17 protein-coding genes are annotated in these 24068 nt (G+C 49.9%); 6 read left to right on the top strand and 11 right to left on the bottom strand.

Annotated features, from left to right (window positions below; translation table 11 throughout):
• Window positions 1–122 precede the first annotated feature (122 nt).
• Window positions 123–7088 (bottom strand): non-ribosomal peptide synthetase, encoded by a 6966-nt coding sequence (locus JOE21_RS13915; RefSeq protein ID WP_309867382.1) that lies wholly within the window; start codon window positions 7086–7088, stop codon window positions 123–125.
• A 449-nt stretch (window positions 7089–7537) separates the two neighbouring features.
• Here JOE21_RS13915 and JOE21_RS13910 point away from each other — a divergent pair, with 449 nt between their 5' ends.
• A complete protein-coding gene (locus JOE21_RS13910; protein ID WP_309867379.1) occupies window positions 7538–8794 on the top strand; it encodes an MFS transporter in 1257 nt (418 codons plus the stop codon).
• Between the two features lie 66 nt (window positions 8795–8860).
• Here JOE21_RS13910 and JOE21_RS13905 read toward each other — a convergent pair whose 3' ends face one another.
• Both JOE21_RS13905 and JOE21_RS13900 read right to left on the bottom strand, forming a co-directional pair.
• The gene (locus JOE21_RS13905) at window positions 8861–9121 is read right to left on the bottom strand and encodes a hypothetical protein (protein WP_309867377.1); all 261 of its coding nucleotides are present in this window, start codon (window positions 9119–9121) and stop codon (window positions 8861–8863) included.
• 283 nt (window positions 9122–9404) lie between these two features.
• The gene (locus tag JOE21_RS13900) at window positions 9405–10820 is read right to left on the bottom strand and encodes a protein kinase domain-containing protein (RefSeq protein ID WP_309867375.1); all 1416 of its coding nucleotides are present in this window, start codon (window positions 10818–10820) and stop codon (window positions 9405–9407) included.
• 300 nt (window positions 10821–11120) lie between these two features.
• Between JOE21_RS13900 and JOE21_RS13895 the strand changes: the two genes are divergently transcribed.
• The 4 genes from JOE21_RS13895 (at window position 11121) to JOE21_RS13880 (ending at window position 15932) form a co-directional block, all read left to right on the top strand.
• Window positions 11121–11462, top strand: coding sequence for a ribonuclease G (locus JOE21_RS13895; RefSeq protein WP_309867373.1), 342 nt, complete (start codon window positions 11121–11123; stop codon window positions 11460–11462).
• 192 nt (window positions 11463–11654) lie between these two features.
• A complete protein-coding gene (locus JOE21_RS13890; RefSeq protein ID WP_309867370.1) occupies window positions 11655–12992 on the top strand; it encodes a tetratricopeptide repeat protein in 1338 nt (445 codons plus the stop codon).
• 267 nt (window positions 12993–13259) lie between these two features.
• Complete coding sequence (locus JOE21_RS13885; RefSeq protein WP_309867367.1) at window positions 13260–14600, top strand: helix-turn-helix domain-containing protein; 1341 nt, start codon at window positions 13260–13262, stop codon at window positions 14598–14600.
• Between the two features lie 30 nt (window positions 14601–14630).
• Window positions 14631–15932 carry a helix-turn-helix domain-containing protein gene (locus tag JOE21_RS13880; RefSeq protein WP_309867364.1) on the top strand — a complete coding sequence of 434 codons (1302 nt, stop codon included), beginning with the start codon at window positions 14631–14633 and terminating at the stop codon, window positions 15930–15932.
• 81 nt (window positions 15933–16013) lie between these two features.
• Here JOE21_RS13880 and JOE21_RS13875 read toward each other — a convergent pair whose 3' ends face one another.
• The 4 genes from JOE21_RS13875 to JOE21_RS13865 form a co-directional block, all read right to left on the bottom strand.
• Entirely contained in the window at window positions 16014–17123 is a 1110-nt protein-coding gene (locus tag JOE21_RS13875) for a DNA alkylation repair protein (protein WP_309867361.1), read from the bottom strand.
• Window positions 17124–17150: 27 nt separating this feature from the next.
• A complete protein-coding gene (locus JOE21_RS13870; RefSeq protein ID WP_309867359.1) occupies window positions 17151–17450 on the bottom strand; it encodes an FMN-dependent NADH-azoreductase in 300 nt (99 codons plus the stop codon).
• Window positions 17451–17560: 110 nt separating this feature from the next.
• Window positions 17561–17746 carry a zinc ribbon domain-containing protein gene (locus JOE21_RS17810; RefSeq protein WP_374709379.1) on the bottom strand — a complete coding sequence of 62 codons (186 nt, stop codon included), beginning with the start codon at window positions 17744–17746 and terminating at the stop codon, window positions 17561–17563.
• Window positions 17747–17750: 4 nt separating this feature from the next.
• Window positions 17751–18677: an RNA-guided endonuclease InsQ/TnpB family protein gene (locus JOE21_RS13865; protein ID WP_309867356.1), complete on the bottom strand. Its 927-nt coding sequence runs from the start codon at window positions 18675–18677 to the stop codon at window positions 17751–17753.
• A gap of 445 nt (window positions 18678–19122) precedes the next feature.
• On the opposite strand from JOE21_RS13865, the gene JOE21_RS13860 reads away from it, so the two are divergent.
• On the top strand, window positions 19123–19476 hold the full coding sequence (locus tag JOE21_RS13860; RefSeq protein WP_309867354.1) for a group I truncated hemoglobin: 354 nt from the start codon (window positions 19123–19125) through the stop codon (window positions 19474–19476).
• A gap of 299 nt (window positions 19477–19775) precedes the next feature.
• Here the strand turns inward: JOE21_RS13860 and JOE21_RS13855 are convergent, their stop codons facing one another.
• The 4 genes from JOE21_RS13855 to JOE21_RS13840 all read right to left on the bottom strand — a co-directional run bounded on the left by JOE21_RS13855 (window position 19776) and on the right by JOE21_RS13840 (window position 24018).
• Window positions 19776–20318, bottom strand: coding sequence for a hypothetical protein (locus JOE21_RS13855; RefSeq protein ID WP_309867352.1), 543 nt, complete (start codon window positions 20316–20318; stop codon window positions 19776–19778).
• Window positions 20319–20936: 618 nt separating this feature from the next.
• Entirely contained in the window at window positions 20937–21116 is a 180-nt protein-coding gene (locus tag JOE21_RS13850; RefSeq protein ID WP_309867349.1) for an H-type small acid-soluble spore protein, read from the bottom strand.
• A gap of 180 nt (window positions 21117–21296) precedes the next feature.
• Window positions 21297–22499, bottom strand: coding sequence for a sugar ABC transporter permease (locus tag JOE21_RS13845; protein ID WP_309867347.1), 1203 nt, complete (start codon window positions 22497–22499; stop codon window positions 21297–21299).
• 4 nt (window positions 22500–22503) lie between these two features.
• Window positions 22504–24018 carry a xylose ABC transporter ATP-binding protein gene (locus JOE21_RS13840; RefSeq protein WP_309867344.1) on the bottom strand — a complete coding sequence of 505 codons (1515 nt, stop codon included), beginning with the start codon at window positions 24016–24018 and terminating at the stop codon, window positions 22504–22506.
• Between the last annotated feature and the right edge of the window lie 50 nt (window positions 24019–24068).

Raw genomic sequence — 24068 nt, 5'->3', positions numbered from 1 at the left:
CCTGCTCTTATAAGTACAACTGTAGTACTAGAGTCGACTCCGCAGGATTTCCAAGCCTACCTCCAGAAATCCGATCGATATTTGATAGAAGGGGCGACAGGCATGACGCCACCACATCCTCACTACTTTAAAGACTCTAAAAACTGTTCCAATTCGTCCATTTGAATATCGTTGGCGCTGAAATCACTCGGGGTGTATTCCGTCTCTGTTTTGGCTGTACAATGGCGGACAACGTTGGTCAATTGGCTTTTGAAGCGCTCCGCCAGTCGCTTGATGGTTTCCCGGTGCAAAATCTTCCGATTGTAACGAAAAGCAAATCGCATCGTGCCCTCCAACACCATTCCGTTTATATCCAATGGAACCGGCATCCATGAGCGGGGTCCCATCGGATCCCCCGACGGCAACGGCGCCACTCCCACTCCTGCCACCTGCCAAGGTCCGGCATCGTATTGACCCAGATAATTGAAACCGATTGAAGGACACAACGAAAACTTCATGGAAGACCGTGCGCTTTCCGGAGCGAGATAACGCAGGATCCCGTAGCCGATCCCTTTGTTAGGAACCCGGCGAAGCGTCTCCTTTACGGACTTGATCATCTGGTCGATCCCATGCTCACGACAGGAAAAGAGAACAGGGTAGGTGGAAGTAAACCAACCGACCGTCCGCGACAGATCGACTCCATCGATGATTTCTTCCCGGCCGTGACCCTCCATCTGAATGGCGACCGTCTCTCCATCGGTCCACTCCTTCACTACGGAAACCAAGGCCGCCAACAACAAATCGGTGATTTCCGTCCGGTACGCCCGATGGGCCTCCGTCAACAGCAGACGGGTGGTTTCCGCATCCAATGATACGCTTTCCACTTCCGTTTCCCGGCGTTCACACGGATCGGGTCCTTCACGGTCCTTGGGAATGCCGGCAACCTTCCTCTCTTCCAGCGAACGCCAATAAGAGATTTCCGCGAGCGGTGATTTCTCATGGGCCATCTGCCGCAGGCGGCGGCTCCATTCCTGAACGGAACTGGTCTTCTCCGGGAATCGGATCTCTTTTCCCTGCAAGACTTGTTCATAGCCCGTCTGAAAATCTTCCAGTAGAATTCGCCACGATACCCCGTCCACCACCAAATGGTGAATAATCAACAGCAGATGGTCCCCTTCCCCCGTCCGAAACAGCCCGGCACGCATCAGCGGACCCTGTTCCAGATCCAGGGACGCCTGCATCCGCTCCGCTTCCCGTTCCATGAGAGCGGCGGCGTTCCTGTTTCCGGTCCAGTCGAAGGTTTCCAGACTCACATGGTTCCCCGCCACAGGCAAGTTAGTTTGAATCACCCGATTTTTCTCGCGGCGGTATCGCATCCGCAAGGCATCATGGTGTTGGACGAGAGCGGAGAGTACCCGCTGTACCGCCTGCTCTTCCCAACCCGCGGGATGATAACCCATCATCGCCTGATTCCAGTGATGGGGATCCTGTGTCTGGGTATCAAAAAACCACTGTTGGATGGGTGTCAGCGGCACCTCGCCCACCACCGGCCCCTGGTTTGTGGGTGCGTCGGCTTCCTTTACATGGGGGGCCAGCTCGTAAATGGTGGGGTACCGATAAAGATCCTTCGTATCCAACTTCAAACCGCGGGCATTCAGTTTGGCCGCGATTTGAATACCCTTGATAGAATCCCCTCCCCATTCCAGGAAGTGATCATGGATGCCCACCTCATCCGTCTTCAACACCTCCGTCCAGACTTCCGCCAGAATCTGTTCGACCCGATTGCGGGGGGGCTGTTTAGTTTGTTTCGCTTCTGCCGAAGGGTCGGGAAGGGGCAACGCCCGCCGATCCACTTTGTTATTGGCCGTCAACGGCAACCGTGCAAGCCGCACCACATGGGAAGGGACCATGTACCCGGGCAGCACTTCCGCCAGATGCGTCCTCACATCGGAACCGTCCGCCCCCTCCTCAAGGACCGCATAGGCGCACAGATAAGGATCCCCTCCGTCCCGTCTGTCGATGACAATTCCCTCTTTTACCTGGGGATGTTCCAGCAGCCGTCCGGTCACTTCGTCCAACTCGACGCGATGGCCGCGGATTTTTACCTGGTCATCCATCCGTCCCAGGAATTCAATGGTTCCATCAGAAAGCCAGCGGGCTCGGTCTCCTGTCTTGTACATGCGCAACCCCTGCCGGAAAGGATCCGGAACGAACTTCTCCCGGGTAAGGGCTGGACGTTTCCAATACCCGCGTGCGATCCCCACCCCGGAGATGCAGAGCTCTCCGGGGACGCCAATCGGTTGCGGTTGATCTTGCTCATTTAAGATATACACCCGTTTGTTCAAAATCGGTTTCCCGATGGGGATCCGGTCCATCCCCGGCCGACAGAACATCTGGGTGGCTGTGACGGTGGCTTCCGTCGGTCCGTACATGTTGATGAAGAGCTGATCCCGTGCCCAGGGATCGACCACATCGGCGGTAAGCGGCTCCCCGCCCACGAGAATCGATTCCAGATGGGGGAGATCCCTGTACGGCAGCGAGCGCAACACCGACGGCATCAAACCGGCGTTTGTGATTCGCTTTCGGTCCAGCCAATCGAGGAAATCCGGTGAGAGAAGCATCTCTTTTTTCGTCAACACCAAGGTGGCTCCCGACAACAGGGAGGGGAACATATCCAAGATGGAGGCATCGAAACTGACCGAATAAAACTGGAGCTGGCGACCCCCGGGTCGGGCTATTCCGTTTTGCCGCATCAGCTGTACGATATTGCATACTCCCTGGTGTTCCACCATCACTCCCTTGGGCTTTCCTGTCGATCCGGATGTAAAGATCATGTAGGCGAGATCCCCAGAGCCGCTGACGGACTTCAGGTTGCTTCCCTCTCCCCGGAACCACCGGTTATCGTCGATTACCATCACCTCCCCCCCGTAGCCAGGGGGAACATTCAGGTGACTTTGAGTCAATAAAAGCGGTGACTCCGTCTCTTCCAGCAATGCTTCAATCCGGCGAGAAGGCAAATCGGGATCGATCGGAACATACGCTCCCCCCGCCTTAAGAATGGCCAACATTCCCACCAGCATGGACACCGAGCGATCCACCATCAGGTTGACGAAGTGATCCCGTCCCACCCCTTTATCCCGCAACACTCGGGCCAATTGGTTGGCCCGCTCGTTCAGGATCCGGTAGGTCCATTCTTCCTCCTCCCCCTCCACCGCCACCCGGTCGGGGGTGTTTGCCGCCTGCATTTCAAACCATTCATGCAAGGTGCGGGCGGCGGGATAATCCGTGCAGGTATCGTTAAAGGCCTCCAGGATCCGTTCTTTTTCCTTCTCCGTCAAGAGCTCCACCTCTGCCAAGGTGAGGGCGGAATCCGCGATCAGTTGCTGCATGACATGCCGGTAATGGCGGAGCAGCCGCTGGACGGTCTCCCGATCAAACAAATCGGTGTTATATTCTACTCTGATGTGGATGGCATCCCGATCAAACACTTCCCATGCCAAATCCGCCTTGGCTCCCTGCCACGGCGGATCGCAGGCGCGAACCTGCGTTCCGGGGAAAATCGGATCCGGCAAATCCATGTTCTGCATGATGAAGAGGGTGTCAAACAACGGATTTCGGCTGGGGTCGCGGTGCATATCCAGGGAGTCGATCATCTCTTCCAGCGGATAATCCCCATGCTGGAACGCCTCCAGCACCCGCTTTTTCACCTGTTGCAGGAACCCGTGGAATGGTTGGTCCTGCTGCGTACCCTGACGCAGCGGCAACGTATTGACAAACATCCCGAATATGGATTCCAGATCCGGGTGAGACCGGCCCATGTGGGGAGTTCCCACAATGATGTCCTCCTGGCCGCTTATTTTGGACAACAGCCAATAATAACCCGCCAACAGGACCATAAAAGGAGTGACCCCCTGTTTCCGGGCAAACGCCCGCAGCGACTCTGTCTCCGCTCTGTCCCACTCCCGGGTCATCCGTTCTCCGTCAAAGGACTGCACCGGAGGCCGCGGACGGTCCGTCGGCAACTCCAACACCGGCAATTCCCCTGCTAAATTCCCCTTCCAGTACGCTTCCTGTTCAGCCATCTTTCCTTCGGCGAGCAGCCGTCTCTGCCATACCGCGTAATCCTTGTACTGGAACGGCAGCGACGGCAACGTTTCTCCGGCAGCCAACCGACTGATTTCCCGGTTGAGGAGAGCAACCGACAACCCGTCGGAGATAATGTGGTGCATGTCCATCAACAGCACATGCCGATTCGGACCCAGGCGGATCAGCCCCACACGGAACAAAGGCGCCCGATCCAGCCGGAAGGGACGAATAAATGAACGTGCAGTCGCCTCCAGGCTCTGTGTATCCGCCTCCAACCGCTCCAGGTCCCACCGGACACGATCATGCACCCGCTGCCTCAGTTCCCCGTTTTCGTAATGAAACGAGGTTCGCAAGGCTTCATGACGGTCAATCAAGGTGCGAAAGACCGTCTGCAACCCTTCGATAAAAAGGGGTCCCGTGATTTCATACAGAAAGGGAGTATGATAGCTTGTACTGGTAACATCCCATTGTTGTACGGCATACAAGCGCTTTTGTGCCGAAGAGACCGGATAAGAGCCTCCCGGTGCGACACGGGGAATCGATTCCAACCCGACCTGCTCCGCTTCGTCGATGTACCGGGCCAGCCGTTCCACCGTAGAATGCTCAAACAATGCCGACAACGGCAGCTCTACGTTCCACTCCCGCCGGATCCGTGACAGCAGCAGTGCCGCTTTCAGAGAGTGCCCGCCCACTTCGAAAAACGGATCCCGAATCCCGATGCGATCGATTCCCAGCACTTCCTGCCACAACTGCAGCAGCCGTTTTTCCGTCTCCGTCGCGGGGGCCTCTGTTACAACCGACTCTGACCGCGCCGACGGCAAGGGCAAGGCCCGGCGATCCACCTTGCCGTTCGGCGTCAGCGGCAACACGTCCAATCCCACATAATGGGTGGGAATCATATAGGCAGGAAGGGCCTTGGAGAGATGGCGGTTCAGTTGGTCCACCGTCCATTCACCGTCGCTTACCACATAGGCGCATAAGTGAGAATGGCCCTGTTCATCTGTCCGCGCCGTGACTGCCGCTTTGCTGACGCCGGGAAACTCCAAGATTCGCGACTCGATTTCCCCCAGCTCGATACGATGTCCACGGATTTTTACCTGTTGGTCGATCCGATCCAGAAACTGGATCGCCCCGTCGGGCAAACGCCGCACCAAATCCCCTGTCCGGTATAGTTTTTCTCCCGGAAGAAACGGATGGTCCACAAACTTGTCCGCATCCAGTTCCGGCTGGTTCAGATATCCTTTCGCCAGACCATCGCCCCCGATGCACAATTCCCCCGGAATCCCCACCGGCTGTAACCGGTCACCGGAGTCAAGCACATACACAGTGGTGTTGTGAATCGGTCGTCCGATAGGGATGATGCCGCAGGCCGTATCGTTGTCCGTCACCGGGTGAAACGTGGCGAAAACGGTGGTTTCGGTGGGACCATACACATGGACCAGCCGATTTTCCCCCAGGCAAGCGAGCGCCTTTTCCACATGCTTGGGCGATACTTTCTCTCCCCCGAAAAAGATCTTCCGAAGTCCGGCCAAACAAGCCGCATCCACATCCACCAAGGTATTAAACAAGGCCGTGGTCATAAAAGAGACTGTTACCCCTTCATCGACGATCAAACGGGACAACCGGGAAAAATCCAAGACGTCCTCTTGTGAAACCATTACCAACGCCGCACCGTTTAACAAAGCATGGTAGATATCGAATGTGGAACCGTCAAAGGCGTAGTTGGAAAGCTGCAGCACCTTGTCGTCATCCCGCATGACCACATATCCGTTGTTCACAACGGTTCGCACCACATTTCGGTGCGTAGTCAAAATGCCCTTTGGCTTTCCGGTGGAGCCGGAAGTATACATGATATAGGCCACATCATCGGACTGGCTTTCATCCTGCCAACCGCTCTCGTGCGAGTGAAACGCCGTTTCGGGAATCAGATCCAGCAAAAGACCGTCATAATGGAAAGCCGTTTCGAGATGGGGATCTTTCAACAAAAGTCGGGCTCTGCTGTCTTTCAGCATAAACGCCGTTCGTTCCGGCGGGGTGGATGGATCGATGGGAAGATATGCGCCCCCCGCCTTCAGGACGGCCAAGATCGCCGTGATCATCATCGGGGAGCGATCCACCAACAGCCCCACCACGTCTCCCCGCTTCACTCCCTTCTCCCGCAACCAACAAGCCAACCGATCGGAACGTTCCCCTAATTCACGGTAGGTGACCCGCTCGTCGCCAAAAACCACTGCTGCATGATCAGGCGTGCGCTCCAACTGTTCTCGAAACAGCTGATGAAGCGTCCGATTTTTGGGATAGGGGTGTTCCGTACCGTTCCAATGAAACAGCAGCGTCTCCTTTTCCTCCGCCGTCACCAATTCCATCTCCGACACGCACATCCCGGGATCCGCAACGATCTGCTCCGCCAGACGGCGAAGGTGTCCGAGCAGACGGCGGGCAATGTCGTCGTCATAAACGGCACAATCGTAATCCACAGCCAGACGGACCCTTGCGTCGGACACCCAATGAAGCCAAAGATCCGGTTCCGCTCCCCGGCTCCGGCTGGTGTCTTCTTGAGGCGGGTGAAGCACCCCTTTTCCTTCCTCGTACACAAACAAAGGGGACTCTTTTCCCATTAGTCCGGACGCTTTCACCGAAATCCAGCCGTGTTTTTCCTCCCGCAAGCGGCGGCAACACTCCACCACCGACGAATTCTCCCCGACGGATATTCGGGCTAACCGGGCATGATCAGACCACTCGGATGTCGGCTTCCACGGACGGTCGTCCTTCCGCCAACAGACCGCCGGATACACCCCTTCGTCCGCCAACTGGTATTTGTACAGCAAAATGCCCCACAGGACTTGAGCCAGATCCGATTCTTCCACCCTCCAGGAATCAACCAGCCTGCGGAGCCCTTCCACCAACGAAAGATCCCACTCCAAAACCAATCGATTCCGCCCCGATTTTGCGGAAGTCAACGGAACACGGGGAATTCCCACGCTCTCCCCCACCCGATTGAGACGTTTCTCTCCATGAAGCATTTTTAACCCTCTCCCATCATTCCATTTGCAAATGGTTTTCAAAAATCGTCCCCTTTGCATATGATTTTTGATTTTTTAGGGATGAAGGTATCCGGCGTGCTTTCTAAAACCTTCACGATTCCCATTACAGATTGAAAGAACGATTATATCCTGGTTGACGAAGAATATTTTTACACTATTCAATACTATATACAAATAAAATAAAAGCACAAGTGATTTCTTTTTAAAAGTTCCTTTATGGATTTGTCAACTTCACATTTACGCATTTTTTCCACTATTATATAGAGGAATCCTCTTGTTATAAACGAAATTATACGATATGATCCAACATGGAATGATTGTCCAAGCGCATCATCATTTCTTATCATAATAAAATCATTCTTTAAGATAACTTTAACGATTATTTAAATATTAAAAGGGCATAGGAAATCCATACGGAGGTCCCATTGATGAGCCAATCCCTAGCCGTAACAGAGCAGCAGCCGCAGGAACGGAAACATTCATCGCTGTTTCGGAATCACGCTTTTCTATTCGCTTGGCTGTCCAGCCTCTTTACCAGCTTCGCCACCGCGATCTATCTGCTATCGGAATCTTGGTATGTCGTCAATCATTTGAAAATGGGAGCGTCGTTGGGACTTGTGTTAATGGCGACAGCCATTCCGCGTTTGCTGCTTATGCCGATCGGAGGGATTTTGGCGGATCGTATCAGGCGCACCCGCATCCTGTTTCTGTCGGATTGCACCCGTTGTGGATTATTGCTGATCATGGTGATCTGCTTTTTATTGGATGTGCTGACGTTTAAATGGCTGCTCGTTTTCGCCTTGATCTACGGGGTATTGGACGCCTTTTACTGGCCGGCATCCTCCTCCTTGATCCCCGTAATCGTGCCCAAGGAGCAATTGGCGCAAGCCAATTCCATTATCGAAATGACCCGACAGGCAGGATACATGGGAGGGCCTTTGCTTGGAGCATTGGTATTAACGGTGGCCTCTTATGATTGGCTCTTTGGTGTCATCGCCCTGATCTTGTTGTTTGGTGCGTTATGGATTTTATTTATCCGTGATCCCCAAACCCGGATGGGACAGGAACAAGAAAACACGTCTTTCCTTCAAGACGGCAAAGACGTGTTCTTGTTCGCCCGGCAGGATTCGTTTCTTATCGCCTTATTATTGACGGTTTTCATCGTCAGTCTCCTGCTGACGGGGCCATTGTCGGTGGCCATTCCCCTTTTTGTAGAACAGAACAGCGGCACGGCGCTTCACTTAAGCTATCTGGAAATCTCCATCGCGGTGGGAATGCTGCTCGGCGGACTGACCATCGCCAGCGTAAAACTGAAGAAAAAAAGAGCCTTGTTGGCATGGGGATGCTTATCCACCTTTGGAGGATGTGTGTTTTCCCTGGGAATCGCCAGTCAATGGACCGCCGCCATCCTTGCTCTGTTGGCGGGCGGAGTGGTGCTTACCATGGGGAATACGCTGTTGGTAACCCTGCTTCAGGAACGGACCCCCACGGATAAAATCGGGAGAGTGATGAGTTTGGTCACCACCGCTACCACCGGTCTGGTTCCTCTGTCACACGGCATGGTCACGATGTTTCTCAACAATGGAGTCGCATTATCGTCTCTCTTACTCATTTTCGGCGGGCTCTCCTTTTTCTTTTGCCTGATCCTGATGGCAACCCTCAAAACCATTCGCACGGTTGATTAATACGTACGGAATAACCTAAAAAAACCGCGTGCAGCCCTCTCGGGTTGTACGCGGTTTTTTATGGAATCACCGGCGAAGGCGAATCCAAGCCGGAATGTATGTTTCCCTTTTTTGCTCCTGCTTCCGTTCGACTTGCCATTCCTCGACCAAAGCCTGCGCATCGTTTCCCAAACGCTTGCGCTGCAATTCACTCATGCCCTCCCCAACCGCATATCGATTCTCCGCCAACATCCCGTCGATCGATTCTTCCAGTGTAAACCCCCGGCTCACATATACCGCTACCCGCTCGATTCCCTTTTTCCGGTCGGTCCATCGAAACTGACCCATCGTTTATCCCCATCCCCGCTAAAATATGAGTGCATGATTGATTGTAACGATTTATGCGGGATTCTTCTCTCCGAAAAAAGGATTGAGTTGGATCGTTCGACGGACCTAGTGCCTATCCGGTCCCTCCATCTGTTACCTGGGGCCTTCACTCTGAAAGATCGGTCGGCTTGGTTTTCCGTCTCTGTTCTAATGCACTCAAAGAGCACAAGTCTCGCCGCCGGAAAACCAAGCCTCCCTCCAAGAAAACACGAGATCGATTGGAAGAAGGAGAAACATGAGAGTCCTAAAATTGCGGCTGTCCCCACATCTGTAGCAAGTCACCCATCACATCCGCCTTGGTGGACTCATTTTCCCGCATCCAATACATTTCGATTTTGGCAATTCCCTCGGTTGGAAGCAGCCGTTGTGGCAGCGAAACGGGAAACTGAACAGTAGTAAATTCTTTTCCCGGCTCTTTACGGAAAGAAACGCTTCTTCCTTTGAGAACCAAACGGGAACTGAAGCTGTCCACTACGTAGATGTTGTAATAAAACTGGGACACGGGGATGTCTTTGACATCGACCGAGATTTCATACTTCCCATCCGATCCGCTTACCCGGTAACGATAAAAAGTCTCGTTATCCTTTTCGGCCGCAGAGGGAAGCTCCCGCCACCAGGGGTGGTTGCCTTCGATAATGTCCATGTCTTCACTTGGACTTGGCGTCTCCTCTTCTGATAGAGAGTGGGTTTCCAAAGGCTCCTCGCTGTTGTCTTCTGCAAAATCGTTGCCGGCGATTGCTTGAACGACAAAAAAAGCGACCGCAACGATAATGGCTGATCCCAAACCCACCAGAATTTTTTTCTGCTTTTTCCTCTCACCGTCGACAGCCCTCCGCCTTCCACCGGTCGTGATGGATTGTTGCAGGGCTTGTTTCATCTCCAGTACACTCTGGAACCGTTTGCTCGGATCCTTTTCCGTCGCTTGATTAATGATCTCGCATAAACGCTCCGGGATATTGGGATTGATTTTCCGTGGATCCGGGAGCGGTTCCTCGAGGTGTTTCAGCGAAATGGAAACAAAGTTCTCCCCATCAAAGGGAACGGTACCCGTCACCAGCTCATAAAGCAGAATACCCAGGGAGTATACGTCCGAAAAATATCCGACGGGATCTCCTGTGGTTTGTTCCGGTGATATGTAATGAACCGAACCCATCACCATCCCTGTTTGGGTAATGGCAGGATTGTTGAGAAGAACAGAAATACCGAAGTCGGTGACCTTCACCCGCCCGTTCGAAAGGCGCATGATGTTATGAGGTTTGATGTCCCGGTGTATAATCCCGTTTTCGTGTGCGTGAGCCAACCCATCGCAGATTTGAGAAACGATGGAGACGGATTCTTCCGGAGAAAAAGCTCCTTTCTGTTCAATGCATTCGTACAAGGATTGCCCCTCTACGTATTCCATGGTCATGTAGTAGATCGAACCTTCCCGGTTTACGTCGTATACATTGACCACATTGGGATGGGACAAGGCTGCGGAAGCTTTTACTTCCCGGATAAAGCGACGGATAAATTCCTCATCGTGCATCAGTGATTCACTCATCACTTTGACGGCAACATAGCGTTCCAGCAGCAAATCTTTTGCTTTGTAGACAACGGCCATCCCACCGCCGCCCACACGCTGGAGAATGTCATACCTACCGGCCAATCGCTTGCCTTCCATTCATTATCTCCTCAGTATTCATAGAAATGATTCCAGACTTGAGGCAACCGTATTCGTTCAAATTATCAGATAAGACCAACCTTAGACAATACTATCATACAATCAATCATGGATCATGACCAGAAACTGTACCGGTAACAGCAGGCTTTTTTCTCCCCGCCCCACTGGAATTCCTGCAAACCCATCGATGTGAAAAAATATCGACAAAAAACGACACGAAAATGCCCCCTCCTTTCGAACACTTATATAGGAGGATTTTTTTATTCATCCAATCATTCCGACGGAAGGAAAGTGAAGAGCATGGAAACAACGGTCCAAACCCAGGAAAGCGTGCCCGCCGAAATCAAAAAATGGAGCTGGGGCGCTTTTTTCCTCGGCCCGATCTGGGGCATCTTCAACAACGTCTGGATCGCACTTTTGGGCTTCATTCCTTTAGTTAACCTCGTAATGATCATCGTCCTGGGTCTCAAAGGAAATGAGTGGGCCTGGAACAACAAAGAATGGCGCGATGTGGAACACTTCCAGAAAGTCCAGCGCGCATGGGGCTGGTGGGGCTTCGGCATCTTCCTCGTCAGCCTGGTCATTTCCATCATCATGATGTTCCTCATGTTAAGCGCTGCGGTCATGATAACCGAAGTCTGATCAGCGCACCAATCAAAGGGCCCGAACCCTCGTCAGAGGGCCTCGGGTCCTCTTTTCAACAAACATGAAACAATTACCAGTAAAATTTGCATGAAAATAATGAACACCACACGCTGTGTAGTATTCCATTTATCGTTATATTCGTATAAAATAATGATAAATCTTCTAGATTTCGTAGAAAGGTGGACTCACATGAAGACCATGGAGATACACGAACTGGGTGAAATTATCCGCAAGACCCGCAAAGACCGTGGCCTCCGCCTGGAAGACCTGGCAGACGACAACATCTCTCCTGCCACCATCAGCAACATCGAACGTGGCGTCCCGCATGTCAGTATGGATAAAACCTATTACCTGCTGGACAAGCTGGAGTTGAAATTAGAAGAAATTCCGGAATTGTTGTTAAAAGAGAAAGAGGAACTCACCGAACTGCGAGATTTGTTCATCGCGGCCGAGACCTTAATCGATGCCGGCAGCACCGATAAAGCCCAATCCATCCTGGATAAAATCGAGTTGGATGATAAGCACCCTTATGCTTCCACAAAGTATTTTTTGCAAGGGAAATGTTATATGAGCAGTGGAAAGCTAAAACGGGCTGAACGCAATTATTATCGTGCAATTCAACTTTCCAGCGGAGAAGAAACTAAAACTAACATTGAAACCGCGAGTTTTTCAGAGTTGGGGTTTATCCAGTATAAACTGAATAATTTGGAACAAGCTTTAAAATTTACTGATAGCGGAATAGATGCCTATAGAAAAACAGGGGAAAGAGAGTACCTTTGGCCTTTGCTTAATCGCAACAAGGCAATCTATCTGGAAAGATTGGGACGCTTAGCGGAAAGTATGAGAGTAGTCCAGGGAATATGGGATCATCTCAATACTGTTCAGGATGTAGAAACAGTATTAAGCTTTTATTGGCTACGAGCCGAAATACTCAGAAGAATGGGGATTTACCAAGAAGCCCTGCAGTTTGCTTATGAAGGTGAAGAACTGGCTAGAAGAAATAAGAATTACTATTCGACATTCACTTTGTGGGAGTTATTGGGCAGTATTCACATGAACCTCCGTAAATGGGAAAAAGCCGAATTCTGTTTCGTTACGGCATTGGAGCTCGAGAAATGCCTGAATGAAGATCAGAAGAGATCCCTTACAAACTCCTATTCACGTCTAGGAATTGTATATATGCGCCAGGGAAAAACCGAGGAAGCTTTCAGTATGATCAAAAACGCAATTAGCAATGCAAATAAATATAACGATGCCCCAAGACTGATTAACTCACATTTGATTATGGGGAATTTCCGTGTTGCACACAACGATAGGAACCCCGCATTAAATCATTACAAGGAAGCTCTAGATCTGTCTCTTAAATACAATTTAAAACATAAAGAGCTCCAAGTAACAAGATATTTAGCCAACTATTGGGAAGGTGTAAACGAGGAGGAATTCCAAAAGGCTATACGGAATATCTATGTACTACAACAAGACATGCAAAGTGATGAGGAGGATTTGCTCGATGATGTCAGTATCTAGATTAGCCCTATCTCTTGTAGTATTTGGGCTTACCCTTACACTGTTTTTTGGGGATATTTCCTCTACGAATTTACAAAGCCCAACATTAAGTAACATCATTACAACTGCAAGCGAACCCGGTCGTGCCTAATAAATATCATATTACTTATTTTGCTTTCCTCTCGGAAGGCTATTTTTTTGCAATAAATCCCTTTTACCATTTTGCAACAACGATTATAATCGAAAGTATCCACTTATTAACAAGATCCTACTGAAATGGAGGCCCATATGGGAGATACTAAATTTTATGAATTGGGCAAGTTCATTCGCAAAACACGAAGAGAACGGGGATTGCGATTAGAGGATTTGGCAGACGAACACATCTCTCCTACAACAATCAGCAACATTGAACGAGGGGTTCCTCATGTCAGCAATGAAAAGGTGCTTTATCTGGCAAACAAATTGCAGATCCGGTTGGAACGAATACCCGAATTGCTTTTAAAAGAGAAAGATCAAGTCCGAATCCTCCATCAAAAAATGAAAGCCGTAGATACACTTCTATCCGCCTCCAAATTATCTAAAGCTGAACAGATCCTAAATGACTTGCCCATGGAAGCCGACCACCTGTTGTCACCGCAAATTCATCACCTTCACGCCAAGTTCCATCTGATAAATCAAAACTACCAACCTGCAAGCGACTTATATCAAAAAGCCATTCAACTTGCGGATGAGGGAACAGATTTAGACAATGTGAAGGCCGCTTGCTATTTGGACTGGGGATATCTTCATTACACCACGAACAACATGAAAGAAGCTTTAGAAACCACCGACAAAGGGATTCAAGCGTTTAAACATAACGGAAACAACCCACATCTCTGGTATTCCCTACACCGAAATAAAGCATTGTTCCTGGAACGATCTGATCGTTACATGGAAAGTATGAAGATTGTTTCCGATTTATGGGACAATCTTGACAAGATTGAGGAAATCGATACTATCCTGACTCTTTACTGGTTACGCGCCGAACTATCGCGTCAGTTGGGGAACATCGATGAAGCGATTAACTATGCTTACCAAGGAATTGAATTAGCACAACGGAATGAAAAGTACGAGTCACAATTTAATCTATGGACCGTTTTAGGAGTGATCCACCTCGATCAGGAAAAATGGGATCAGGCAGAGTTTTTCCTTCAAGTGGCATTAGAGCTAAGCGATCAATTGAGTTTGGACAACAGGAGTATCCTGATCTACACATACTCTCAACTCGCCATTGCATACATCCAACTGGGTAAAAAATCAGAATCCCTAACTGCGGCTCAAAAAACAATTGATTGGGGGGAAAGACTGCAAGAAACCTCATATCTGGTAGAAGCCTTGGTGATTATGGGGGGAATACAAAAAGTCCTCAACCATTTAGGTGCATCATATGGGTATTATCAAAAAGCCTTGGAATTATCCAGACAGCACCAATGGAAACGGAAAGAACAACAGATTATATACAAACTTTCATTATTCGGAAACGATCAAGAGATCGATTGGGAAACATTCCATCATCATTTTACAAAAGTCCAAAGCATGACTGAACTTAGTGATGATGAAATATTTGACGAGCTGTTGGATGAGAGGTGATTAATCATTCAGTCATCATCATACGAAGAGTTGGGGAAGATCATTCGGCAAACACGAAAAGAGCGGGGACTCCGTCTGGAGGATCTTGCCGATCAGAACATTTCTCCCGCCACCATCAGCAATATTGAACGAGGAGTTTCTCATGTAAGTAAGAGAAAAATTTTATATATAATGGAAAGGTTAGACCTTGACGAAAGCGTCATTCCGAAAATGCTCCTGCAAGAAAAAGAGCAAACGGATGAAATACTACTTAAGCTAATGTCAATCGAATCTTTAATCGACGCAAAACAACTTAAAAAGGCGTCATTCTATTTGGACAAAGTCAAATTAAACGAGAACCACCCCTTACTTGCTTTTCACCATTATTTAAAAGCAAAATGTTTGCTCGCCGAAGAAAAGTATAACAGAGCTGAGAAACTATTTTTTAAAGCTATTCAATTCGAAGACTTATGTCCTGAACAAAATATAAAATCCTGCAGTTACAACAATTTGGGTTATATATTTTTTTACAGAAATGATTTGAATAGAGCTCTTTATTTTACTGAAAAAGGGATAGAAAGCTTTATTGATAATAAATCAGGAAAATCCCTTTGGTTTATGCTTTATCGAAATAAAGCTATTTATCTTGAGAGGCTCGGAAATCTACATGCAAGCTATCAAACAATCCTGCAAGTGTGGGATGAAAAAGGAGATATTGAAGACTCAGACACGCTCCTAACCTTATATTGGATCCGGTCCGAAGTCTCCAGAAAAATGGGTATGTATGAGGAAGCAATTGAATTTGCTACAAGAGGTATTCGCATCGCTGCCAAAAATAAAGTCTACTATTCTCTTCTAACATTATGGATCGTTTTGGGAAGCGTATATATGAACCTGAAAGAGTGGGAATCGGCTGAAACTTGCTTAATCACAGCGAGATCACTAGAAGAGAATCTACCGTCACATTTAGTATCTCAAACAAATGTTTATTCAAGGTTAAGTGTCTTATACATGCGGATAGGCAAGGAAACGCAAGCTTTTGAAACCATTAAAAAGTCAATTGATGCTTCAGAAAAGATAAATAATGCCCCCTATTTAATAAATGACCTTCTGATTTTAGCCAATTTCCATAAAAAGAACGGCAACCTGACCAACTCCATACAGCAATACAAGAAGGCCTTAGAGCTTTGTCGTAAATACAATTATGAAAAAAAGGAAAAGCAGGTCATTTACCAAATGGCTCTATGCACCATGTTAAGCGAAGAGAATCGGATCACCTATTTAAAAGAATTGTATGCTCTTCAAAAGGAGTTCCAAATCGGCTATCACCAAGATCCAAAGGACATCTTCTAACATCCGATAATCAAACGGTATCGGAAGTTTAAAAAGTGCCCTGCAAATGCCCAGTCATTCCGGCATTTGCAGGGCTCTATGTTATGCTTTCTCCCCCAGACCTACAGGCGGTACCGACAAATAAAACGTCTCTTCCGCAAGCGAATGGCCATTTACGATCACTGCGAGGCGATGCCAGCCCTCGTAATGCTTCCGGGTTGTCAGATCCTTGAACCGTTGCCTCCTGACCACCTCGGTCCTTCCGGATGGATAGCTTTTTTCCGATATCTTGAACACCTTGCGGGAAGTGCTTCCCTTTGCTTTTACATAATCGATGGCGTATTCCAGACGAATGTGCTGCGGTGAAGAGGCCTGGTTGCACAGCTGAAACGTAAATTCCAATGAATCGCCTAGACGGATTTGCCGGTTCTTCAGAGAAAGATTGTTGACGGTCACATGAGCGGGAGCGTAGAACCCAAACAGGTCCAATGCTTCACGGTTTCCTTTTTTCAATAAGGTGCGGCAGCCGTGTTTGAGGATCCAATCCGTCCGGGGATGGGACCCTGCCCACTGGCGGGCGAGATCCAAGACGAGGCCCGGATGATCTTTGGAGATGTCGTTGATGTGGTTGGCCACGCTTTTTCGCACATACTCGGATTCATCCGCTTTCAATGTCTCCAAGATGGGAAGGACAGGAGCTGGATCTTCTCGAAGAAATGGGATCGGCTTGGCCCAGGGCAGACGGGGGCGGCATCCTTCACTGGCCAGCCTTCTGACATGGTGATCCGGATGACGGGCCCAGTCCACCATCTGGGACATCATGCGCGCAGGGGAATGCATCATAAAGCGACGAACGGCAAACTCCGCACTGGAGAATGCAGTAAACCGTTCCAATGCCGCCATCGAACATTCCCAATCCGCCAAACCGTAGACCTCCACATAATCGGGAAAAAACAAATATTCCAATCCACGGCACTTCTCCGCAATAGACATTAACAAGGAAACGGCATCGGAATAATTCATCGCCATGGTCGCATGCAGACAGTGTGTAACGTGCCTCATCCGTTGCTTAAACTCCCGGTGTTCCCATTCCTGATCAAATATACGATCCATAAACCGAGCGTCGTCAAAAGAAGGGTACGCCCTCTTTACCACACTGGAAAATTCCTTAAAAAAGAGGGAGTTGTACCTGTTTTTCAGATCCCCTTTCACTCTTCTTCTCTCCTGTCGTTTTTCTTCCTAACCCGCAAAACGCTCGGCCACCTCCCGTGCACGCAAAACCACATCGGAAAAAATCGTCTCCGTTTTTTCCGGGTATAAGGCCATTCCTTCCGCAAAAATGGATTCCACATCGGTTACACCCATAAAACCTAACAGTGCATGCAGGTACCGGCTGCTAAAATCCATGGCAGACGCCGGTCCTTTCGACCAAACGCCTCCACTGGTCTGGATGTGAACCGCTTTTTTCCCTTTAAGCAACCCAATCGGCCCCTGCTCCGTAAACTGAAATGTTTTACCGGCGATACAGATGGTATCCATGTGACTTGCTCCACACGGCTAAAGCCGTGGGCTTCTCGGATCATGGGGTGCGGTAACCCGCTGCCCTCTCCCGAAGGCTCCGCCCGAGCCTAAAAAAGTTGGAGTTCAAGCTAGCTGACCTTATATTCTGGTACGAAGCCGATGGCTCGATGAAGAATGTTTTGCGCCGCGTTGAGATCCCGATCCTCTCTGTAGCCACAGCGACAAGAGTGAACACGGACACTTAAGTCTTTCTTTACCATCCGACCACATTGCGAACAAAGCTGGGACGTGTTGTGAGGATCGACCAACTTCACTTCCTTACCCGGCCCATTCTGCCTTGTAAGTGGTGAAGTCGATCAACTGCCGCCAAGCGGCATCCGTAATCTTTTTTGCTAGGGGACGGTTTTTCACCATCCCTTTGATGTTGAGTTTCTCAAACGCGAAGAGGTCATAGCGATCCACCAGGGAACGGCTGATCTGATGAGCAAGGTCTTTTCGTTGATTCGCCACCCTCTCATGAGCTTTCGCCAACAACGCCACCGCTTTGCGCCGACGGTTCGAACCTTTCTTTCGACGGGATACCATTCGTTGCAATCGCTTGATCTTTCTTAACCCTTTCTCCAAAAAGTGCATCGCCGGGAAGAACTCGTTGTCTGAAGTGACCGCAAAGTGTTTCACTCCCAGGTCAATTCCTACCCGTTTCCCACTGGGTTTCAGGGGGGAAGGCTCCATCTCACAGGTTACCATTGCATAGTACCGACCATTCTTTCTTTTAATGGTGAGGGTCTTTGGTATCCCTTCCATTTGGCGATGTATCTTGATACGGATATTGCCAATCTTAGGGACACGGAGGAATTTCCCTTGGAACATAGACGGCTTTGCTTGCGGGTAAATCAAGGAATCAAACCGGTTTTTTCCCTGAAAACGAGGAAGCCCCGGCTTTTCTCCCCGTTTGACGCGACGGAAAAAATGTTGAAAAGCCCAGTCGAGGCGCTTCACCACTTGCTGCAGGACCTGGGAGTAAATCTGTTTAAATGCGGGAAGTTCCTTTTTCAATGAAGGAAGTTCCGTCGCTTGCTGATGATAGCTCAAGGAAAGACCTCGTCTCTTGTAGGCAAAACGACGTTGTTCCAGCATGCTGTTGTATAGCCATCGGCACATGTCCAGGCTCCACTCGATATTTGCTCGATGGTCGGAACTAACTTGAATTTGTAAGTTCGGATCACTGGCTTCACCTCCTCCCATGAATATTTTACCATAGAAAAGGGAGCGTGTGTTCGGATTCAGGACAAAAACTGTCGGACTTAGCGTATGGGGGAAACCCTCCCTCGTCCGACGACCGAAGGAAGTGCCCGTGGTGCGCTCGCTTTCATCCCAACCCTAAAGGGCTGGGTTTTCTCGCTCGCTATCTATAATCGGTCCATGCGATTCATCCGGTTTTCCTCTCGATCCTTCTCGCTTCAAACCCTTTCCTTAAACATACCACACACCTTCAAAACCCCTCTCAACGGATTCATGACTCCATACCCTCCATGGCTGGTGCATTATGGCATGAAACAGGGTGACAGCAAAACCCGTTGTTCACATGTGGCCTCGTACAAAACCCCACAGAAACTGCCACGACAAACCCATTCATCAGCATGTATAATATTTAAAAGGATTAAAAAAGGGGGTCTTCACACTGCACAATATGAGCTTGTATGAATTGTTGGGTGATGAGGCGGTGTCCGCGGTAGTCAATGAGTTTTATGACCGAATGATTAAAGACCCCAGGGTCAACCATCATTTTTTGGAAGCAGACACCGATAAGCTTCGGATGCACCAGATGTATTTTTTAGTCACGTATGCTCTGGGAGGTCCGGAAGTATACAACGGCCGCAAATTGAGCCATGCACACAAGGGGCTTAACATTACCGATCAAGAATACGAAATCACCATTCGCCACTTGACCGGGGCACTGCGCAAGTACGATGTGCCTTTGGAGATTCGGGCGAAAATGGAAGCTTTTCTCCGCGGAGTCAAACCCCATATCGTATATAAATAATATCCGGTTCTATTCTCCGTTTTCCTTTCTTTTCTCCATATTCAGCCATCATCCCTAATACAGATCAGAATCGAACAAACCACTTCCATGCACAGTCAACCGGAATTCATACCAACATCATAAAAGCCGCCTCGTCATCCGGCAGACAAGGCGGTTTTTTTATGTCACCTCATAGATAATGGGTAAACTGTCACTAGGTTGTTTGAGTGTAAAGAGGAGTTTGTTTCAGAGGAGCGCCATGCCACTACGTTAAGACGGTAAGATAAGTGCTTTAGCTCTTGACAAATAAATTGTCGATGTCACTGCTTCTCGTTTAATTTTTCTACTAAATCTAATACTTGTCGCTCCAGTTCGTTTACCCGGCGCTGAAAATAAAAATTCGGGGCATCAGACGGCACTTCTTGCCGAATGGTGTTGATCTCGTTGGATACCTCTAACACCGCTTGCCGCAAATGATCAACCGTATTTTCCAAGTTGTCAAAGCGTTGGTTTACATCTGTTGTCAGACGCTCGAAGCGTTGGTTCATATCTGTTGTCAGATGCTCAAAACGCTGGTTCATATCCGCTGTCAGATACTCAAAGCGCTGGTTCATATCCGTTGTCAGATGCTCAAAACGTTGGCTTACATCTGTTTCCATGCTGGCAAAGCGCTGTTCCAGACTTTCAAAGCGTTGATTCACATCTGTTTCCATTCTGGAAAAGCGTTGGTCCAGACTTTCAAAGCGTTGGTTCACATTCGTTTCCATACTGGAAAAGTGTTGGTCCAGACTTTCAAAGCGTTGGTTTATCTTACTGAATTGGCCGGCTAAGAATTCCATGAGTTCTTTATGCTCATTACTCACCATGAACCTCCTTAGTCCTCCTGATGATAGCAGCATGACAGATAACAAAATGACGCATGACGCAGTTCATAAATCCCACCAAATGGATTTCTTCCCATTTCTATAATATCAAAATATGTACCCCTATAACAATCCTATCTATCTTCATTGTAAGTGGTATGGATCAATCTCATAGAATTTGAGGGCGACGATTTGTTGTCCGGTTGAATATACTCCCGTAGAACATATACCATAAAGGGCAAGAGAGAACGAGGATAGGGTTGCCTCACCGTGGGCCTGTGCCACTAAGAACGGCCATTCGTTAGTGGCTTTCCATTATAACTAGCCCAAATCTAAAAGGTCAACACCACTTCTTCCGGTGACGCTTTTCGCACCAAACCTGGACGAAGCAAGCAACAGCGACAAGTGCGACCAACAAGACCGCGATTGCTTAAAGCCCTTCCATGCCTCACCCCCTTGCCTAGATTCGGTCTGGTGATGAGGCTTATTTCGTTCCGATGTAGTGATCGGTTAGGGCTAGGTTAAGACCGTAAAATATAGAGAATCCGGACAGCTAAATGACCCTGTCCGGATTTTTATGTTGTTTCAGCACTCAAGGATCGAGAAATCTTTTTGTGTTCACTTCTCCTCCAGTTCATGGACGGGTACGGTTTTTTCGTTTTCCGGATCGGCAGTGGGGTAGATTCGGGCTGTTTGGGCATGTTCATCCACATTTTGAATCCAGATCGGCGCTCCTTCATGATGCACTTCCACTTCTTTGGGCGTTTCGAGAATCTGTTTCGCTCGGATCATATCCATCAAAGATCCCCCTTTTTCATCCAGTTTCTTTCATAAAGATTGTGTTTCATCTCCAGAAATTTTATCCAAGAAGCCGAAGCTATTTCCTATATTGGGGCTCAGACCGTGAGATTATAAAAAGCGATCCGCCTGAATCCATCACGTTAGGATCAGGCGAATCGCTTCAAAAAAGTTGGACCCTCACCCTGCCGCTGCCCGCTTACGGCGACGGCTGTACATGTCCAGCCACACGGCGAAGATGAGGACGCTTCCTTTGACGATGTACTGCCAAAAGCTCTCCATGTTCATAATGCTCATGCCGTTGTCCAATGAAGCCATTACCAATGCGCCGATGACAGCGCCGAAGATGGTACCCACTCCGCCCATCAGGCTGGTTCCGCCGATGACACAGGCGGCGATAGCGTCCAGTTCGTACATGGTTCCCGCTCCGATGGTGGCGGCGTTGACGCGGGAGGTGAGCACGATTCCCGTTACGGAGGCCAGGAGGCTGCTAAGGACGAACACCCACAGGACCCGTCTCTTCACCGGAATCCCCGACAGACGGGCCGCATCCTGGTTGCCCCCGATGGCATAGATATGGCGGCCAAAACGGGTCTTTTTCGCAATAAACGTAAACAGCACCGCCAGGACCAGTACGATGATAATCGGAAAGGGAATCCCTTTGTAATTGTTCATTACGCCGACAAAGGTACCGACCAATGCTACCGTCAGCAGTACTTTTCCGATGTCCATCACCGGAGAGTCCAAGGGAAATCCGTATTTTTGGCGCGAGCGGCGCCGACTCCAGGCGTTGAAGATCACCACGGCCGTCACTACTGCCGCCAACCCCCATCCCACGGACTGGGGCAGATAGGAGGAGCCGATCATTTTGAAGCTGTCGGACAAAGGGGCGATGGTGGAGCCTTGGGTGATCCCCATGAGAATCCCGCGAAACGCCATCATGCCGCCCAAGGTGACGATAAACGCCGGCACCGCCTGGTAGGCGACCCACCACCCCTGAAATAACCCGATTAACACCCCCACAGCCAGGGTGACCAGTATCGCCGGCAAGGTGTTCCAGTCATACCACACCTGAAGAATAGCGGCGATCCCGCCCGTCAGTCCGACGATGGAGCCGACGGATAAATCGATGTGCCCTGCCACGATCACCAGGAGGACACCGATGGCCAGGATCGAGGTTACCGACATCTGTAAAAAGAGATTGGACAAATTACGGGGGGAGAGAAAAAAGTCATTGGTCAGCGAAAAGAAAATCCAAATCCCCAGCAAGGCGGCAATCATCGTATATGCACGCACATCCAGTTTGCCGAACCAGACGATCCGCTTCTTTTCGGTTTCCGCGGATCCCTCCTCCACCGCCGGATTGTTCACCTGTGTTTCCATATGCTCAACGACCTCCCGTTGCGGCATGCATGATTTTTTCCTGTGTCGCTTCTTCCCGTGTCCATTCAGCGGTGATGCGTCCTTCACACATCACGTAAATCCGATCACTCATTCCCAGCACTTCAGGAAGCTCAGAAGAGACCATCAAGATGGAGACGCCTTCCCGGGCCAGCCGATTCATAATCTGGTAGATTTCAAATTTGGCGCCCACATCGATCCCCCGGGTGGGCTCATCCAGGATCAGCAATTGGGGACGGGTCATCAGCCACTTGGCCAGAACCACCTTCTGCTGATTGCCGCCGCTTAACGTTCCTACCGCCGTCTCCATAGAGGGGGTTTTGACCCGCAGCTCACGGGAATATTGTTCCGCCAGACGAACCTCCTCGTTTTCCCGTAGGACGCCGAACTGGTGCAGCCGATCCAGATGGGCCAGGGATGTATTGGTTTTCACATCCATCCCCAGAACCAATCCCGTCCGTTTCCGGTCTTCCGTCACAAAAGCCAGCCCGTGCCGGATCGCGTCCGCGGTAGACCGGATCCGGATCTTTTGGCCGTTCATTCGAATCTCGCCTGCGCTCTTGCCCGGATAAGCCCCAAACAAGCTGGCCATCAATTCCGTCCGGCCGGCCCCCATCAATCCGGCTACGCCCACAATCTCCCCGCGCCGCACCTGAAGGGAAACCCCGTGGATCTTTTCCGAGCCGTCCTGCGGATGCCAGACCGTATAATCGTGAACGGAAAAAACGACATCCCCCGGCGTCCGGTCCGGTTCGGGATAGCGGTCGGTCAGCTCCCGGCCCACCATATGGGCGATTACCCGCTCTTCCGTCCACTCCTGGACGGGGTGGGTGCCGACAGAGCGCCCATCCCGCAACACCGTGATGGAATCGGCGATGGCAAACACCTCGTCCAATTTATGAGAAATGTAAATGCAGGTAACACCCCGCTCCCGCAGTTGACGTAAAATCCCGATCAACACCTGGACTTCCGTATCCGTCAAGGCGGCCGTCGGTTCATCCAACAGAAGAATATCCGCTTGTTTGGAGAGCGCCTTGGCGATCTCCACCAACTGCTGTTGCCCAATCCCCAAATGACCGACGATTTCTTCCGCCCCGATCTCTTTTAACCCCACCTCTTGCAGCAGCCGATTCGCTTCCCGATAAATATGATCCCAATGGACCACAGGGCCGATCGACGGTTCCGCGCCGAGGAAGATATTTTCACCCACCGTCATTTCCTTGACCAACGCCAGCTCTTGATGGATGATGGCGATCCCGGTCCGTTCGGCATCCCGGATATCGGAAAAGGAGACGGGTTTTCCATTGATCCGGATTTCCCCTTCGAACGTACCGGCGGGATACAAGCCGCTTAAAATTTTGATTAAGGTGGATTTGCCCGCTCCGTTTTCACCGCAGAGGGCGTGGATTTCTCCCTTCTTGACGGCGAAATTGACGTTGTCGAGGGCTTTGACACCGGGAAAGGTTTTGCTGACGTCTTTCATCTCCAATGCGTAATCCATCGTAAGGTTCCTCCTTCCTCAGTGGAATAAAAGGAGGCAGGTCGATTGGC

This window comes from Desmospora profundinema (assembly GCF_031454155.1).
Lineage (GTDB): Bacteria > Bacillota > Bacilli > Thermoactinomycetales > DSM-45169 > Desmospora > Desmospora profundinema.
The sequence above is the reverse complement of the archived record's forward strand: the minus strand, read 5'-3'. Positions and strand labels throughout refer to the sequence as shown.